Raw genomic sequence first — 15,734 nt, forward strand, 5'->3', positions numbered from 1 at the left:
GCAGGACCAAGCCATGCCCGCCTACCAGTATGTCTACGTCATGAAGGACTTGACGAAATCCTATCCGGGCGGCCGCGAGGTCTTCAAGGGCATCACCCTGTCCTTCTTGCCGGATGTGAAGATTGGCGTGCTGGGCCCCAATGGCGCGGGCAAATCGACGCTGATGAAGATCATGGCCGGCATGGACAAGGATTTCGGTGGCGAGGCCTGGGCCGCCGAAGGTGCGCGCGTGGGTTACCTGGCGCAGGAGCCGCAGCTCGATCCGACCAAGAATGTCGGTGAGAACGTCCGCGCCGCCTTCGGCAAGCTGGAAGCGCAACTCGCCCGCTTCAACGCGATCAGCGAGCGCTTCATGGAGGAGATGAGCGAGGAGGAGATGAACAGCCTCCTCGCCGAGCAGGGCGAATTGCAGGAAGCCATCGACGCCGCCGATGGCTGGGAGCTGGACCGCCGCGTGGAGATCGCGCTCGACGCGCTGCGCTGCCCGCCGGCCGAATCCTCGGTGGAACACCTCTCGGGTGGCGAGCGGCGCCGCGTGGCGCTGTGCCGCCTGCTGCTGGAAAAGCCGGAACTTCTGTTGCTCGATGAGCCCACCAACCACCTGGATGCCGAGAGCGTTTCCTGGCTGGAACACACGCTGCGCGATTATCCAGGTGCGGTGCTGGTCGTCACCCATGACCGCTACTTCCTGGACAATGTCACCAACTGGATCCTGGAAGTGGATCGCGGCCGCGGCTTCCCCTACCAGGGCAACTACTCCGCCTACCTCGAACAGAAGCGCAAGCGGCTGGAGCAGGAGAACCGCGAGGATACGGCCCGTATCCGGACGCTGGCGGCCGAGCAGGAATGGATTGGGCGCTCGCCTTCCGCCCGCCAGGCCAAGAGCAAGGCGCGTATTTCCCGCTATGAGGAATTGCTGGAAAAGAGCCAGGATCGCGGCCTGGGCGAGGTCGAAATCCTCATCTCCCCGCCGCCGCGCCTCGGCAATACCGTCATCGAGGCGGAGGGGCTGCGCAAAGCTTACGGAAATCGCCTGCTGATTGATGACCTGACGTTCAAGCTGCCGCCCGGCGGGATTGTCGGCGTGATCGGCCCCAACGGTGCGGGCAAGACCACGCTGTTCCGCATGATCACCGGCCAGGAGACGCCCGATTCCGGCACGCTGAAGGTCGGGGACACGGTGCAGCTCGGCTATGTGGACCAGTCGCGCGACAGCCTGGATGACAAGAAATCCGTCTGGCAGGAGATCTCCGGCGGCGACGACCAGATCAATATCGGCAAGCGCAGCATCGCCTCACGCGCCTATACGGCCGCCTTCAACTTCAAGGGGGCCGACCAGCAGAAGCGTGTGGGCGTGCTCTCGGGTGGTGAGCGCAATCGGGTGCATCTGGCCAAGATGCTGGCCGTTCCGCACAATGTCCTGCTGCTGGATGAGCCGACCAACGACCTCGACGTGGACACGCTGCGTGCCCTCGAAGAGGCGCTGATGGAATTTGCCGGCTGCGTTGTGGTGATCAGCCATGATCGCTGGTTCCTGGACCGCCTGGCCACACATATCCTGGCCTTCGAGGGCGACAGTCACGTCGAGTGGTTCGAGGGCAATTTCCAGGCCTATGAGGCGGATAAGCGCCGCCGCCTGGGGGCCGCGGCCGATCAGCCGCACCGCATCAAGTATCGGCCCCTGGTCAGATAGGCCATGTTCGAATCGGCCTATGCGCCCGGCGCGCTGGTGGTGGGTGCGGATGAGATCGGCATCGCCTGCCGCTTCAAGGCTGGCCCCTTCGCCCGCAGCACGGATGAGGGCGGCCATGCCGACGCGATCCTGCCGCGCGGCGAGCCCATCGGATATTACGCCCGCACCCGGCGGGATGGCCGCCTCGCTGTCATCGCGCCCGGCATGGTGCGTGATGCCGCAGCGCTGCTGCGCGATAGGCCGCACTACATGCGCGCCGCCCTGGCCCGCCAGCGCCTGTGCCCGACCACCTTCTGCATCCTGCGCGTGGGGGAATCCCGCGCGGCGGATTTCGTGGCGATCTGGCGTGAGATCGCGGAGCGGCCGCCGCTCTTTCTGGCCATTGGCGGCAATTGCGCGCAGGTGATCGCGGCGGCGCTGATCCGCATCGGCGCCATGCCACGCCCCTGGATCCGGCCTGGCAGCCCGGATGCGCTGTTCCGTGCGTTGCAGGCAGCCCAGCCGCAGGCGCGCGTCGCTGTCGGCTTTGCCGAATTTCAGCCCAGCCCCGCGGGCGGCCACAATATCCGGCTGGAGGGCTAGGGCCGTGTCGCAAATCCTGGGCCAGCGGCGCAGCATCACGACCGAGCGCCTTTCTCTCCTGCCGCCCGGCAGCGAGCATCTGCCGGACCTGATCCGTCTGAAATCCGACGAGAATGTCTTCGGCTACATGCTGCACGGCACCCGCTCGGCCGAGCGCACGCGTGAGGAGCTGGAAGATGACATGGATTTCTGGCAGGTACGCGGCTACGGCACCTGGAGCGTGTTTCTGCGCGAGACCGGCGAATTCCTTGGCATTGCGGGCCTGATGGAGCGGCCCGACGGGCGCGGTGTGGCGGTGCGTTTCGCCCTCTGGCCGGAATGCCGGGGCAAGGGATATGCGCGGGAAGCGGCCAAGGCGGCCCTGGATTTCGGCCACGCCGTCGGGCTTGCGCGCATCATCGGCGTGGCGCGGGAGACGAACCTCTCCTCCTGCGCGGTGCTGCGCGATTGCGGCATGCGCGAAGCGGGCGAATTCCTGAACCGCGGCCATCGCATGCTGATCTTCGAGAGCACTGCCCCGCGCGGGTAAAGGCGGCTGGAAAACATCAGGGCACGGTCCGCCCGCAAGGGTTCACTTCACAAGCTCTGGCCCGCTGTGTTCCCATGGCATCATCCATCCAAACGGCGCCGGTTGAACGGATGATGCCATGGGTTGCGGCTGGCCCCTCATGCGCCGGCGAAGGAGATATTCGCGAGGCCAGCCGTGCGATGCGCCGCGTCCCGTTCGTCTGACGCGAATCGGGTTCCAACCACAAGGGGCGGCCCCAGCAGGGCGGCAACTTCTTTTCCGCCCCCTGTAACCTCAGCGCCACGCCACGCGTTCCTTGCAATGGGAAGTCGTTTCATTCCCGACTCAATCATTCATGCGAGGAAAAGTAAATGCCCGTTCTCTCAGTCGGTTCCTTATCCGTCTTTCCGAGCATCGCGGCAGCGCTCCTCGCCGCGTCCCCCGGTGACACCATCCAGTTGCAGGCCGGCTACAGCAACGAGACGGTGGTCATCACGCTGACCGGCCTGATCATCACGGGCGATGCGAGCTCGACCGGCATCGTGCTGCAGCTGGGCGTCGGCATCCCGACCTTCACCACCACCGGAACCGCGCCCTTCCGCATTCTGGACGCGATCGACGGCAATGGCATCGTCGGCAATGCCGGCGACAACATCATCACGGTCTCGGCCGGGGTGGATGCCGTGGATGGCGGGCTGGGCACGGACCGGCTGTTTGTGAACTACGCGCTGGCCATCGGCCCCGTCACCGGCGATTCCACCTCCAACTTCACCGAGGCCGGCGGCGGCGGGCGCTCCGTCACCATCACGGCCGGCACCATCGAGCATTTCACCGTGCTGACCGGCGCTGCGGCGGATACCATCACCACCGGCGCGGGCGATGACATCATCAATGTCGGGGCCGGCGCCAATACGGTGACCGCCGGCAACGGCGCGAACAGCGTGACCGGCGGCGATGATGCCGACACGATCACGACCGGCACCGGCAATGACACCATCGTGGCAGGTGCTGGCACCAACATCGTCGTGGCCGGCCAGGGAGCCAATTCCATCACGGGCGGCGGTGGCTCGGACACCTTCACCGCCCTGGATGGCGGCAATTTCATGGATGCTGGTGACGGCACCAATACCCTCACCTCGGGCGCTGGCAATGACACCATCCTTTCCGGTACGGGCGCTGCCACCATCGTGGCGGGCGGCGGCCAGGATCTGATCACCGTCCGTGGCGGCGCCGCCACGCTGGACACTGGAACCGGCGTTGACCGCCTGACCCTCGACTATGCGGCGATGACGACAAACGTGATCGGCGGCATCACCAGCGGCAATCTGGGCACCGGCTATACCGGCCATGTCGAGGATGGCGCCACCGCGACGATGGATTTCATCGGCACCGAGAATTTCACCATCACCACCGGCAGCGGCAATGACACCATCACGACGGGTGACGGGACCGATGTGCTGCGCGGCGGAACCGGCAATGACAGCTTCATCGCCGCTGGCGGCGTGGATCAATTGTTTGGCGATGCCGGCGACGATATCCTGAACGGCGGTGCCGGCGGCGATCTGATCCATGGTGGCAGCGGGTTCGATTATGCCAGCTTCCAGGGCGGCGCCGCGGCCGTCTCGGTCTACCTGGCCTCGCCAGGGTTGAACACGGCGGATGCCATGGGCGACACCTACACCAGCGTCGAGGGTTTCCTGGGAACCGGCTTCGGCGATCTGTTCGTCGGCGATGACAACGTCAACGTGTTCGCCGGCATGAATGGCAATGATGTGCTGCTCGGTGGCGCGGGCGATGACGCGCTGTATGGCGGCGATGGCGATGACAGCTTCTACCCGGGGCCCGGTGTTGACTACGTCAATGGCGGCAATGGCTACGACTATGTTCGCTTCGACTACGCGACGGCCGGCGTGACCGCTTCCCTCGCGACGGGCACCGGCACGGGCGGTGAAGCCGCCGGTGACATCTACATCGCCTGCGAGGCCTTGATCGGCTCGCAATTCGCCGATGTCCTGGTGGGCGACGGCGCCAATAATGTGCTGGTCGGCAATGGCGGTGCGGATGTGCTGATCGGCGGGGCGGGGATCGACTCCCTGTTCAGCGGCATGGGCAATGACGTCCTGAACGGGGGCGTGGGCGCCGATGTGTTGTATGGTGGGGAAGGGGCGGACGCCTTCTACTTCGTCAATGGCGAAGGCGGGGATACCGTCGGTGATTTCTCCGCCGGCGTGGATATGATGGTGTTGATCGGGTCGAGCTTCGGCTTCGCACCCGGGGCCTCGCTTGATGGGCGGTTTGTCTATGGCGTGGCGCCGACATCATCCTTGAGCCAGTTCATCTATGACCCGTTCCAGCACACCTTGTTCTTCGACGCGAACGGCATCGGCGCGGGTGGGCAGTCCACTGTCTGCGTCCTGCAGGCCGGAGCCGCGCTGATGCAGCAGGACCTGGTCTTCGGCTGAAGCCGAGGCGCGCCCTGGCCATTCGGGCCAGGGCGACCGCGCCTTCGGTCAACTGCGCTGACACCGGGATCCGCTCAGCCCCGCGCGGTTCCTTGCCCATCGGCAGTTGCCATCCGGATGGGATCAGTGATGCGGCGCCCCGCGCGCTACAGGGCCGGCTCTTCGCCGACCTGCGCCGCGATCTGCCGCGCATGCCGGTCGAATTCCGACAGCATGATGAGGGTGTTGGAGCGCGCGCGCCGGATGAACGGCGCCCAAAGGGCCAGGATCCGCGCGGGCCGTTCCGGCTTGAAGCCCGCCAGGCCGTCCAGATCCGCATGCAGGGTGCGCAAGGCCAGTGCGGCGGAATGTCCGGCCGCATAGCCATGCAGCCGCAGCCGGAGCCGCAGCGCCTGGGCCCGGAACAGCAAAGCTGGGCCTTCCCGCCGCAGCAAGGCGATGACATGGGCCACCGTCTCCTCGGTGCCATGCAGGAGCTGGCGGTGATCCTCGGCTCCGGCATCGAGCGCTTCCATCCGCGCGAAGACGCTTTCGAGCGCTTCCAGGCTGCTGGCCATGGCTTGCAGCGCCAGGCAGGTGCGCAGGACCAGCGGCTGCAAGGCCGCGGTTTCCGCGTCCTGCGGGGCGGGCGTCGCCTCGCTGGCCAGGGGCGGCATTTCCGGCGCGGTTTCGCCGAGTGGCTGTTGCGGCTGTTGTTGCGCCATGGGCTTTTCCCGATCTCCATCCTGCAAGGCCGGGCTGGCCCTGACGCGCCGTCCTGGCGTCTCTCCAGACGATGAATCCCGGAAAAAGGTTAAGGGATCGTGAGCGGCGGCGCTGGCGACCTGCTGAAAAGTCGCCGTGACGGATCGAGGGGCCAGCCCCTCGAGCACCCCGGCAGGAAACCAGTTTCCTGCACCTTCATCCCAGGATGTGTACGATCGAGGGCCCAAGAACCTGGGTTTCTTGTTGGGGTTGGCCGCAAAGCGGAGACAACGCCATAGGGCGAAGCCCACTCGCTGGCTGGCCTTCTCCAGCAGCCGGCTACAGCAGTTGCGGGGCGGCCGACTGCTCCGGCAGCGGTGCCGTGGCCAGGGGCTGCGCACCGCAGGCCAGCAGGAAATCGGCGATGGCGTCCATCTCGGCGGCGGGGCGCGTGGGGTCATGGAAGGGATCATCGGTGGGGCTGCCGGGGGGAACCCAGATCACCGTCTCGTAGCGGGCGCGGGTGAGGAGGACGCGATACTTATTGATGAAGTGGCTCTGGGCCTCGGGCTTTTGCACTTTGTTCCAGCGCGTCCCGCTGAAGCGGCGAATTTGCCAACCGGAGGGTGCGCGCAGCAAATCCCCACCCCAGCACAGGCCTACCACATCCAGTTCCAACCCTTGGCAATCATATTCGGTGGCCAAGGTCTCCAGCGCGTCCGAGGCGCGCACATCGGGCCAGCGATCCAGGAACCAGTTCTCCACCGCCGGCACTTGCACACCCAGCCCCTCGGCGCGCAGTCGCCGCGCACCAGAGGAGGCGACAAGGCCCGCGCGACGCTCACCCCGCGCCAGGTCGCGCAGGGCGGCGCGCATCGCCGCGAGGTCTCGCGTGACGAAGAACGGCACGCCGGCGGCTTCGCGGGCGATCCGGCGGGCCAGCGCTTCCTCATTGCGGAGAAGCGCATCCACCCAGGGTGCGCCCTGCGGGTCGCGCACTGAACGCATGGGCACCGTCAGGTCCAGCGCATCATCCAGCGTCAGCCAGGGGGCTGCGCCATCGCTGAGGCGCTGGGCCGCCTCGGGGGCGGTGATGGCGCGGGGGGCCGCGAATGCGCGCCATTCTTGCCGCGCGGCGATGACGCGGCCCCATTCGGCCAGCCCTGCCTCGCCCGTATTGATTTCCTGCCCATTGCCAATGAGGGCCACGACGACCGACCAGTCCTCATGGCGCGCCATGATGTCCAGCGTATGAGCGGGCTCGCTGAGAGTGAGGCGGCTGACGCGGCGTTGGGTGTCACGGGTCGCTTGGTCGGCATCCCATGCGCGTTGGGCTTCATCGAAGACGATGACACGGGCCTCGGGCGTCTCCTGCGGCCTGAGCACGTGATGCTCCAGGAAGCGATGCACATTCTGCAGGGCGGTGCGGGCCAGGCCGCGCTGGTCGTCACCGCGCCGATGCAGATCCGCGCGCAGCACGGCCACCAGGGGGGCATTGCCCGTCAAGAAGGCGGCCCCTGTTTCGCGCAGCGCGCCAAAGACGATGTTCAACCCGCACAATGTCTTCCCTGCGCCGGGAATGCCGGTGACGAAGACCACGACGTGCTGCCGCTGGGCGCGTGCGGTGGCGATGGCGCGGGCCACGGCCTCAGTCGTGCGGGTGAGGTTCGCCGCGTCGGCCCGGGCGCTTGTCATCGCCGCGCTGCGATGCCGGTCGAACAGCATCGCGGCCGCCTCGAGCACCGAAGGCACCGGCCGATAGGGTGCGCCAAGCCAGGCCGCGGCATCCAGCGGCACGGCGGGTTCGCCCATGGCCGCGACAATCTCGCCGAGCCGCGCGCCGAGCTGCCACTGGTTGACCGCCAGCGGTGGCGCCACGCCCTGCCAGATCAGGGGGGGCGAGAACAGTGTCGGCAGCATGTCCGTCGCGACCAGAACCGGCACCACCGGATGGCCGCGGCAGCCGGCATGAAAATCATGCAGGTCCAGCGCGTAATCCTCGATCTGGCGCAAATCAGCCGGCCGGGCGGCGGTCTCCCGGTTCTTCCACTCAATCGCCAGCGTCGCGCGATCGGTCAGCAGCACGGCATCGATGCGCTTGTGTAGCCGCAGCAGATCGTACTCGACCAGCAGCGTCCAACCCGCCGCAGGCGCTGCACCAAGCGCCTGTTGCAGCGCGCGCAGCATGTCCGTCCAGGCGGTGCGCTGGCCCATCTCCACCGCCGCGTGGCGTGCGGTCTGCGCAAAGGCTAACTCGGCGGCAAGGGATTCAGCCCCCCGGGCCAGCAATTCCGGAACGGTGAGGGTCAACCATGCGCGCATGCCAAGGCATGCTGCCAGGTCAGCGCCGGGAAGGCCAGGTCGCCAACAGCACGCTCCCCATCATCAGCACGAACCCCGCCGCATGGACAAGGCCGAAGCTCTCGCCCAGGAACAGCACCGCGGTCACCGCCGCACTGGCCGGCAGGAAGGCGGTGAAGACGCCGGCCGTGGCCGCCGGGACGCGCTTCATCCCCGCATACCAGAGCAGCAGGCAGAGCACGCTGGCCGTCAGCGAATGAAACACCAGCAGGGCCAGCAGCTGCGGATCGGCCAGCGCGGCCACGGCCGCGAAGCCCGGGGCGGCGAAGGGCAGCAGCACCCCAGCCGAAAACAACTGCATCCAGAGAGAGGCGGTGAAGACCGGCACGGCGCCCGCCACGCGGCGGGCCAGGAGCACATAGATCGCCTCGCCACACACGCCCAGGAAGACCAGCATGTTGCCGAAGGCCGAACCACCCCCGCCGCCGCCCAGCCGTGCCAGCGTGATCGCCGCCATGCCGAAGCCGGCCAGCCCCGCCGCGATCCATTGCCGCGCCGAAAGCCGCTCCCGCAGCCACAGGAGACTGCCCAGCGCCACCACGGCCGGCAGGGTCGCCAGCACCAGGCCGCCCTCCAGTGCCGAGGTGAAGCGCAGCCCCGCCAGGAGCCCGGCATTGTAGATCGCCGTGCCGAAAATGGCCTGGAGTGCCAGGTTCCGCTTCACCGCGCCCGAAACCCGCACCCTGCCCTCGATCATCCGCGCCAGCGGCCAGAGCACCGCGACGGCCAGCAGGCAGCGCAGGAAGGCGATCATCGCAATGGGCAGCGCCTCGGCCAGCAGCTTTGCCACGCCGACATTGGCGCCGACCAGGATCATCGCCAGCGCCAACTGCCCGTAGGCGAGCCTCATTTCCGTGCGATGGGCGCGTTGGCCGGGCCGCTCTGCCGGGGCACGCCATGCGGCAGGCGGGCCACATCCAGCGCGGCCGCGTCGCTCGCCACCACGCGCCCGGCTGGGAAGGCCGCGCGCTCCTCGGCATCCAGCATCTTGAGGATATAGGCGACATGGCGCGGCATCACGTCCAGATGCGCGCCGATGTCGCGGAAGGTCACCACCTCGCCCTCCGGGATGTTGGCCACGATGCTCAGCACATCCGCCTTGATCCGCGCGAAGAAGGGCGATTTCGCCATCAGGCCTCGCCGTCGCGCCGATAGGGCGAGAGGGTGGCGAGTTCGGCCATGCGTTCCAGGATGGCCGGGCGCTCCTGCTCCAGGAAACGCGCCACCGCATCCGAAAGGCCGCGATGGCCGATGAGATGCGCGGAATAGGTCAGGGCCGGCAGATAGCCGCGCTGGATCTTGTGCTCGCCCTGCGCGCCTGCCTCGACGCGGCTGACGCCGTGCTCGATGGCGAAATCAATGGCGCGCAGGTAGCACAGCTCGAAATGCAGGAAGGGCACTTCCTCGTCACAGCCCCAGTTGCGGCCATAGAGCGCTTCGCCGCCCAGGAGGTTCAGCGCGCCCGCCACCGGCTTGCCATCGCGCTCGGCCCACATCAGCACGACGCGCTCGCCCAGCTTCTCGCCCAGCAATGGCCAGAAGGATTTCGTCAGATAGGCGCTGCCCCAGCGCGCATCCACGGTGTTGCGGTAGAAGCCGTGAAACGCCGCCCAATGCCGGGGCGTGATCTCAGCACCACGCAGCGTCTGCAACGTCAGTCCGCTTTCCGCCACCGCCCGCCGTTCGCGCTTCAGCGTCTTGCGCTTGCGGCTGCTGAGCGCGGCCAGGAAGTCGTCAAAATCGGAAAAACCCTGGTTCTGCCAATGGAATTGCACGCCGGTGCGTTGCAGCCAGCCGGCCTCGCCCAGCGCCTCCCATTCCTCGCGCGTGCAGAAGGTGATGTGGGTGGAGGAGCATTTCAGCGCCGCCATGGCCTGGGCCAGCCCCTGTGCCAGGGCCGCCACCGGCACGCCGGGCCGCCGCAGCAGGCGCGGCCCGGGAACGGGGCTGAAGGGCACCGCCACCTGGAGCTTGGGGTAATACCGCCCGCCCGCCTGCTCGAAGGCCTGAGCCCAGCCATGGTCGAAGACGTATTCGCCATAGGAGTGCGACTTGGCATAGGCCGGCGCGCAGGCCAGCAACTCACCTCCGGCATCCCGCAGCGCCACATGCTGTGGCAGCCAGCCGGTCTTGGCCGAGGCGCTGCCGCTCTCCTCCAGGGCGCTGAGGAAGGCATGGCTGACGAAGGGATTATCCCCTGCGCAGGCATCCCACTCCGCCGCCGGAATTTCGGCGATGGCCCGATGCAGGGAGAGGGTGAGTTCGGCTGAATCCATCCCCGACACTATGGGGCGAAACCCCGATTAAACCAGTTCGAGAATCGCCTCGACCTCAACCGCGGCGCCGCCCGGCAGCGCCGCGACACCCACCGCGCTGCGCGCATGCCGCCCCGCATCGCCGAAGACGGCCACGGCGCAATCCGAGGCACCGTTGATGACGGCCGGCTGGTCGCCGAAACCCGGGGCGGAATTCACATAGCCCGTCACGCGCAAGACGCGGGCGATGCGGTCCAGATCGCCGCCCGCCGCCACCTTGGCGTGGGCGAGGATCGAGAGGAAGCAAAGCTGCGCCGCCTGCTTCGCCTCCTCGATGGAAACCCCGGCGCCGAGATGGCCGACCGGATGGATCGCGCCATCTTTCCGGGGCACCTGGCCCGAGACGTAGATGGTCTTCCCCGAGACGGTGAAGGGGACGTAGTTGGCGATGGGCGCGCCGGCCTCGGGCAGGGTCAGGCCGAGCTCGGCAAGCCGCGCTTCAATCTTGGACATCAGGCAACCACCCTTAAATTGCGTTTCGGACGTTCGGCGACGGCAGGCAGGTCGAGCGGCAGAAGCGGCGATTGCTCGGCCACGCGGCTCAGGCTTCCGGGAGCCACATCCTCGGCTTCCGGCTGGGGCAGCGCGCCGCCCAGGTAATCCATGGCGAGGCGGCGGAAGGCCCAGTCCAGCACCGAGGTGGCGCGGGGGATGTCGGGGTCGCCCTCCACCGCGCCGGCCGGGCCGAAGCGCGTATAGGCGAAGGCCTCGACGTAATCGCTGAGCGGCACGCCGCGCGCGAGGCCGAGGGACACCGCCTGGGCAAAGCCATCCATCAGGCTGCGATAGGCGGCGCCCTCCTTCGAGAGGCTGAAGGCGATCTCCCGCAGGGCGCCATCCTCCTCGGCGGTGCGCAGGGCGACGCGATGTCCGCCCACCGTCACATGCAGCGTCTGGCCGGCCTGGCGGCGCAGGGCCGGGCGCGGCGCGGGTGCGGGGCGCGGTGCGGCTGGCAGTGCCACGGGGCTCGGCGGGGCCGCATGCAGGAAGGGTGTCACGGCCGCCTGCATCGCCCGGCGCGACGCCTGGCTGACCGGCCCGAGCAGGGCCGCCACGCGGCTTTGGGGTGCGCGAAGGGCGGCGCGGGTCGGCACATCCACCACGCCCGCCAGGGTTTCCACCGCGCGGGTGGCGCCGGGGGCCGGGGCGATGCCCGCCGTCTCGGCGCCCAGCAGGGCTTCCGCCGCATCGGCCGGCGCGAGGGCGACCAGCGCCTGGTGCCGCAATCCGGGCGAGGCCATGGCGGCATCCAGGGCCGCGCGCGCGGCGGCGGCAAGGCCGGGCAGGGGGGTGCTGGCAGGTGGCTCGGGCCAGATCAGCGCCACGGGTTCACGGGCACCGAGGCGTTCGGCCATGCGCCCGCTTTGCGCCTCGGCGGCGCCCCGGGTGAGCGCCGCGATGCCGGCCGCAACCTCGCGCGCGCCTGCACTGTCATAAGCCAGGCCGAGGGCGGAGAGCAGACCGGCGAGATCGGCGAAGCCCAGGCGCAGCTTGGTCGCCTTGCCGCCCGTCGCGGCATCGAGGAAGACGACGCCGAGGGCGCAGGCCTCGGTATAGCCTTCGAGGTCGAAGCCGCCCTCGGGTTCGAGGAAGGCGGGCAGGTTGAGCACGAAGCGGGGCTCGGCCCGGGCGTCGCCGCGCCAGGTCTCGGCGCCTGGGGCGCCGCGCCGCGTCAGCAGCAGCGCACGCCAGCCCTCGGCCAGTTGGGGGGCTTCGCGGGGGGTGATGAGGCCGGCCTTGCCGCCGCTTTTCAGGGCGCGGGCAATCCAGGCCTCGGCCACGCGCGGTAGGGTGATGGGGGCATCGCCGGGTGCCAGGGCGGCCAGGGCGGCGGCCGCCTCGTCTTCCCAGGTCTCGGGCAGTGCCACGGCACGGGGCGGCGCGTCGGGGTCCGCGCCAATCCGGGTGCGCCGCAGCGCCACCCCTTCCCACAAGCTTCCGGTGATGCGTGCCATCTGCGCAGCCTAGCCCGGGGGGATTGTGACGGGAAGCCGCATGATGTGTTCAGAACGGGAACGGACCACAACATCTTGTGGAAAACTGCGCCCTTTCGCATCCTGCCAGGCGCTTTGCCACGTCGCGAATTTGTGGGAGGATAGGGAATGTCAAAAATCCAGCTTTTCCTCACTCGTCTGGGCAGCCGCAAGATCGGCCGGGATGCGGCGGGCAACACCTATTACGAGGCGAGGCGGCCCGATCCGGTCTATGGCCGGGCGCGGCGGACGGTGTCGCTGGCGAAGGGGCTGGATTCCTCGGTGGTGCCGCCGGAATGGCATGCCTGGCTGCATCATCTGACCGATGCGCCGCTGCCTGGGCCGAAATACAGCTGGCAGAAGCCGCATCAGCCTAACCTGACGGGCACCGCCCAGGCCTGGCGCCCGAAGGGCCATGACTATGCCGGCGGACAGCGCCGCGTGACCGGCGGCGATTATGAGGCCTGGACGCCGGGCGGCTGACAGTCCATCTCTCCGCCCATGAAAAACTTACCGACACGCGGGCGCGCATGAAGGGCCGCAGCATCGCCGAGGTCCTGACCGGCGCCATGGTCCTGGCCGCGGCCGGGGTCTTCCTGGTCTATGCGATCCTGCATGGCGGCCGCTCGCCGCAGACAGACGGAATCGCCCTGACCGCGCAGTTCGACCGCGTGGACGGGTTGAACCAGGGTGCCGATGTGAAGATCGGCGGGGTCAAGATCGGCTCGGTCAGCGATTTGCGGATTGATCCGCGCACCTTCCAGGCGGTGGTGACGATCCGCATCCGCCGTGACCTGGGCCTGCCCACCGATTCCTCGGCGGAGATCAGCTCCGAAGGGCTGCTGGGGGGCAAATATGTCTCCATCGTGCCCGGCGGCGCGGATCGCCTGCTGGCCGATGGCGGCCGGATCACCGAAACCCAGGGCTCGGTCAGCCTGGAGAGCCTGCTGGGCCGCTTCATCTTCTCGGTCACGCAGATGAATGCGGGCGGTGCGGCCGCCGCCGAACCCGCCCCGGCGCCACGATGAGCACGCCGCCCGCCATCTGGCCGGGCAGCGATGGCCAGCCGATCTCCTGCCGCGAAAAGGTGAAAGTGCTGGCCGAGAACCACGCCGAGGCGGTGCAGGTGCTGCGCGATGCGCTGGAGGATGCCGTTCTGATGGGCGTGGATGAGGCGGCGATGCGGCAGATCCTCGGCGAGATCGTCGCTGGCCTGCCGAGCCCGAGGCGCAAGTGATGCGCGCCCTCCCGGCCCCGGCCCTCGCTGCCTCGACCTTCACCGCCTGGGCCCTGCTGGCCCTCGCCCAACCCGCCGCCGCCCAGGAATGGGTGCCGCGCCGGGTTGGCGAGATCCAGGCGCTCGACAAGGTGAATGCCCGCGTGGCGACGCTGCGCGCAACCGTGGGGGAGGCGACGCGCTTCGGCACGCTGACCATCACCCTGCGCGCCTGCCATGCCCGCCCGCCGGATGAAGTCCCCGATGCGGCGGCCTGGCTAGAGGTCACTGATGATCGTGGCGGCGCGGGGAGCGGCACAGTGTTCCGGGGCTGGCTCTTCGCCGATGCGCCGGCGGTCAACATGTTCGAGCATCCGGTCTATGATCTGCGGATCATGAGCTGCCGGTAGAGCCTCTTCCGCTCAGGCCGAAGCCTTCGGATGGATGCTGATGCCACGAAGACAACAGGCTGGAGGTCTCGTCGTGAACCCTGGCGAAGGGAGGCTCCCCGACCGGCCTGCCGCGATGTGCCGGGCACTCCCTCATTGCGGCGCGCCCGTCGGCGCATGAGGCCGCCCACCCGGTAACGCCCACCGCCGGCCCGCGTGGGCGAAGATCCCCGCGCGCGGCTGAAGCGCCCCATTCAACAGGCCACGTCCCATCAACCTGCTTCTCGCCACGCTCTATGTCCTGATGTGGGGCTCCGCCTTCAATGCGGCGCGGATCGTGGCGCTGGAATGGCCGCCGCTCTGGGCGCTGGCCATTCGCTTCGCTGGCGTGGTGCCGCTGCTCTGGTTGATCTGGCGCTGGCGGCGGGTGCCCTTCGCGCAGGGCAGCGATCGCTGGCGCCTCGCGGTGATGGGCGGCTTCGGCATGGGCGGCTATCTCGCCTGCGCCTGGGTGGCCTCGGCCCATGTCCCGTCCGGGCTGGTGGCCCTGCTGGCGGCCTGTTCGCCGCTGTTCGTGGCGCTGGGCGAGGCCTGGCGCGGGCAGCGCCTGGCGCCCCTGGGCTGGCTTGGGCTTGGCCTGGGCTGGATCGGTGTCGCCACGCTGGGCCTGCTGCGCTCGGCCGATGGGCTGGAAGCGGCCGAGGCCTGGGGTATCGGCCTGACGCTGTGCGGCGCCTTCCTGCAGGCGGTGGGCGTGCTGGCCTATGCGCCGGCCCGGGCGCGCATGGACCCCTGGTCGGCCAATCTCGGGCAGACGGTGGTGGCGAGCGTGGTGCTGATCGCCCTGGCCGGCCTGATCGGCGGGCCGCTGCCGCGCACGGCCAGCCCCATGCTGATCGGCGGCATGCTCTATGCGAGCCTGGTCGTTGGCGTGGCTGGCTATGCGCTGTTCTTCCTGGTGATCCGACGCTTCGGCGCTTCCAATGCGGCGGCGCTGCAACTCATGGCGCCGCCGGTCGCCGCATTGCTCGGCTGGTCCTTCATGGAGGAGCGGCTGGCCTGGGGCGACCTGCTGGGCGGGGCCATCACCCTGGCCGGGTTGCTGCTGATGTTCCGGGCGAGATAAGGCGCCCTTCGGCGCGCGGGCTGGGACCTGCGCGCGGCGTTGAACTGCGCCCTGGCGGCCGCGGATCAACCGCGCCGCAAACCGCCCAGATGAGTGTCATGGAAATCGCCCCGCTTCAGCCCGTAGCCCATGGCGCGGTCCCCCCCGACATGCGAGGCCCAGGCCAGGGCCGGCACCGCCGCCTCGGGCAGCCAGAGTGCCACCAGACCGAGCACCAGGGGCCCGATGGTCATATGCGCCGTGTTATAGGCGATGGCGCCGACCCGGGGCCCCGCCAGATAGCCCAGCATGGACAGGTCCGGCACGAGCCACAGCGCGAGGAACAGCCACCAGCCCCCACCCAGCCAGGCCATGGCGGCCAGGCTCGCCAGGAACAGCGCCAGGCCCTCCAGGCGCAGGAGCAGGATGGTGCGGTCGGGCATGCA

The 15,734-nt window shown here is 68.7% G+C and carries 17 protein-coding genes; 9 read left to right on the plus strand and 8 right to left on the minus strand.

Features of this window, described 5'->3' with window-relative positions; all coding sequences use genetic code 11:
* Window positions 1–13: 13 nt before the first annotated feature.
* From ettA to LHU95_RS05375, 4 genes are all read left to right on the plus strand, one after another.
* On the plus strand, window positions 14–1,693 hold the full coding sequence (ettA, locus tag LHU95_RS05360; protein WP_248710349.1) for an energy-dependent translational throttle protein EttA: 1,680 nt from the start codon (window positions 14–16) through the stop codon (window positions 1,691–1,693).
* A gap of 3 nt (window positions 1,694–1,696) precedes the next feature.
* Window positions 1,697–2,275 carry a hypothetical protein gene (locus LHU95_RS05365; RefSeq protein WP_248710350.1) on the plus strand — a complete coding sequence of 193 codons (579 nt, stop codon included), beginning with the start codon at window positions 1,697–1,699 and terminating at the stop codon, window positions 2,273–2,275.
* A 4-nt stretch (window positions 2,276–2,279) separates the two neighbouring features.
* Window positions 2,280–2,804: a GNAT family N-acetyltransferase gene (locus tag LHU95_RS05370; RefSeq protein ID WP_248710351.1), complete on the plus strand. Its 525-nt coding sequence runs from the start codon at window positions 2,280–2,282 to the stop codon at window positions 2,802–2,804.
* Window positions 2,805–3,154: 350 nt separating this feature from the next.
* Entirely contained in the window at window positions 3,155–5,245 is a 2,091-nt protein-coding gene (locus LHU95_RS05375) for a calcium-binding protein (protein ID WP_248710352.1), read from the plus strand.
* A gap of 146 nt (window positions 5,246–5,391) precedes the next feature.
* Here LHU95_RS05375 and LHU95_RS05380 read toward each other — a convergent pair whose 3' ends face one another.
* From LHU95_RS05380 to LHU95_RS05410, 7 genes are all read right to left on the minus strand, one after another.
* Entirely contained in the window at window positions 5,392–5,949 is a 558-nt protein-coding gene (locus LHU95_RS05380) for a hypothetical protein (protein WP_248710353.1), read from the minus strand.
* Between the two features lie 319 nt (window positions 5,950–6,268).
* Window positions 6,269–8,251 carry a DNA/RNA helicase domain-containing protein gene (locus LHU95_RS05385; RefSeq protein WP_248710354.1) on the minus strand — a complete coding sequence of 661 codons (1,983 nt, stop codon included), beginning with the start codon at window positions 8,249–8,251 and terminating at the stop codon, window positions 6,269–6,271.
* Between the two features lie 19 nt (window positions 8,252–8,270).
* On the minus strand, window positions 8,271–9,140 hold the full coding sequence (locus tag LHU95_RS05390) for a DMT family transporter (RefSeq protein ID WP_248710355.1): 870 nt from the start codon (window positions 9,138–9,140) through the stop codon (window positions 8,271–8,273).
* A complete protein-coding gene (locus LHU95_RS05395) occupies window positions 9,137–9,421 on the minus strand; it encodes an MGMT family protein (protein WP_248710356.1) in 285 nt (94 codons plus the stop codon). The genes LHU95_RS05390 and LHU95_RS05395 overlap by 4 nt, the downstream gene beginning before the upstream one ends.
* Window positions 9,421–10,566, minus strand: a complete 1,146-nt coding sequence (locus LHU95_RS05400) for a GNAT family N-acetyltransferase (RefSeq protein ID WP_248710357.1) — start codon at window positions 10,564–10,566, stop codon at window positions 9,421–9,423. Before LHU95_RS05400 ends, LHU95_RS05395 begins: the two co-directional genes overlap by 1 nt.
* A gap of 27 nt (window positions 10,567–10,593) precedes the next feature.
* Complete coding sequence (locus tag LHU95_RS05405) at window positions 10,594–11,058, minus strand: RidA family protein (protein ID WP_349292666.1); 465 nt, start codon at window positions 11,056–11,058, stop codon at window positions 10,594–10,596.
* Window positions 11,058–12,560 (minus strand): TSCPD domain-containing protein, encoded by a 1,503-nt coding sequence (locus tag LHU95_RS05410; protein WP_248710358.1) that lies wholly within the window; start codon window positions 12,558–12,560, stop codon window positions 11,058–11,060. The genes LHU95_RS05405 and LHU95_RS05410 overlap by 1 nt, the downstream gene beginning before the upstream one ends.
* Before the next feature lie 147 nt (window positions 12,561–12,707).
* Between LHU95_RS05410 and LHU95_RS05415 the strand changes: the two genes are divergently transcribed.
* The 5 genes from LHU95_RS05415 (at window position 12,708) to LHU95_RS05435 (ending at window position 15,309) form a co-directional block, all read left to right on the plus strand.
* Window positions 12,708–13,061 (plus strand): NADH-ubiquinone oxidoreductase subunit NDUFA12 family protein, encoded by a 354-nt coding sequence (locus tag LHU95_RS05415; RefSeq protein WP_248710359.1) that lies wholly within the window; start codon window positions 12,708–12,710, stop codon window positions 13,059–13,061.
* A gap of 47 nt (window positions 13,062–13,108) precedes the next feature.
* Window positions 13,109–13,606 (plus strand): outer membrane lipid asymmetry maintenance protein MlaD, encoded by a 498-nt coding sequence (gene mlaD / locus LHU95_RS05420; RefSeq protein ID WP_248710360.1) that lies wholly within the window; start codon window positions 13,109–13,111, stop codon window positions 13,604–13,606.
* On the plus strand, window positions 13,603–13,815 hold the full coding sequence (locus LHU95_RS05425; protein WP_248710361.1) for a hypothetical protein: 213 nt from the start codon (window positions 13,603–13,605) through the stop codon (window positions 13,813–13,815). Before mlaD ends, LHU95_RS05425 begins: the two co-directional genes overlap by 4 nt.
* Window positions 13,815–14,204 (plus strand): DUF2155 domain-containing protein, encoded by a 390-nt coding sequence (locus tag LHU95_RS05430; protein WP_248710362.1) that lies wholly within the window; start codon window positions 13,815–13,817, stop codon window positions 14,202–14,204. The genes LHU95_RS05425 and LHU95_RS05430 overlap by 1 nt, the downstream gene beginning before the upstream one ends.
* 283 nt (window positions 14,205–14,487) lie before the next feature.
* Window positions 14,488–15,309 carry a DMT family transporter gene (locus LHU95_RS05435; RefSeq protein WP_248710363.1) on the plus strand — a complete coding sequence of 274 codons (822 nt, stop codon included), beginning with the start codon at window positions 14,488–14,490 and terminating at the stop codon, window positions 15,307–15,309.
* Window positions 15,310–15,374: 65 nt separating this feature from the next.
* On the opposite strand, the gene LHU95_RS05440 is transcribed toward LHU95_RS05435, so the two are convergent.
* On the minus strand, window positions 15,375–15,731 hold the full coding sequence (locus LHU95_RS05440) for a DUF4260 family protein (protein WP_248710364.1): 357 nt from the start codon (window positions 15,729–15,731) through the stop codon (window positions 15,375–15,377).
* Window positions 15,732–15,734 lie beyond the last annotated feature (3 nt).

This window comes from Sediminicoccus sp. KRV36 (assembly GCF_023243115.1).
GTDB lineage: Bacteria > Pseudomonadota > Alphaproteobacteria > Acetobacterales > Acetobacteraceae > Roseococcus.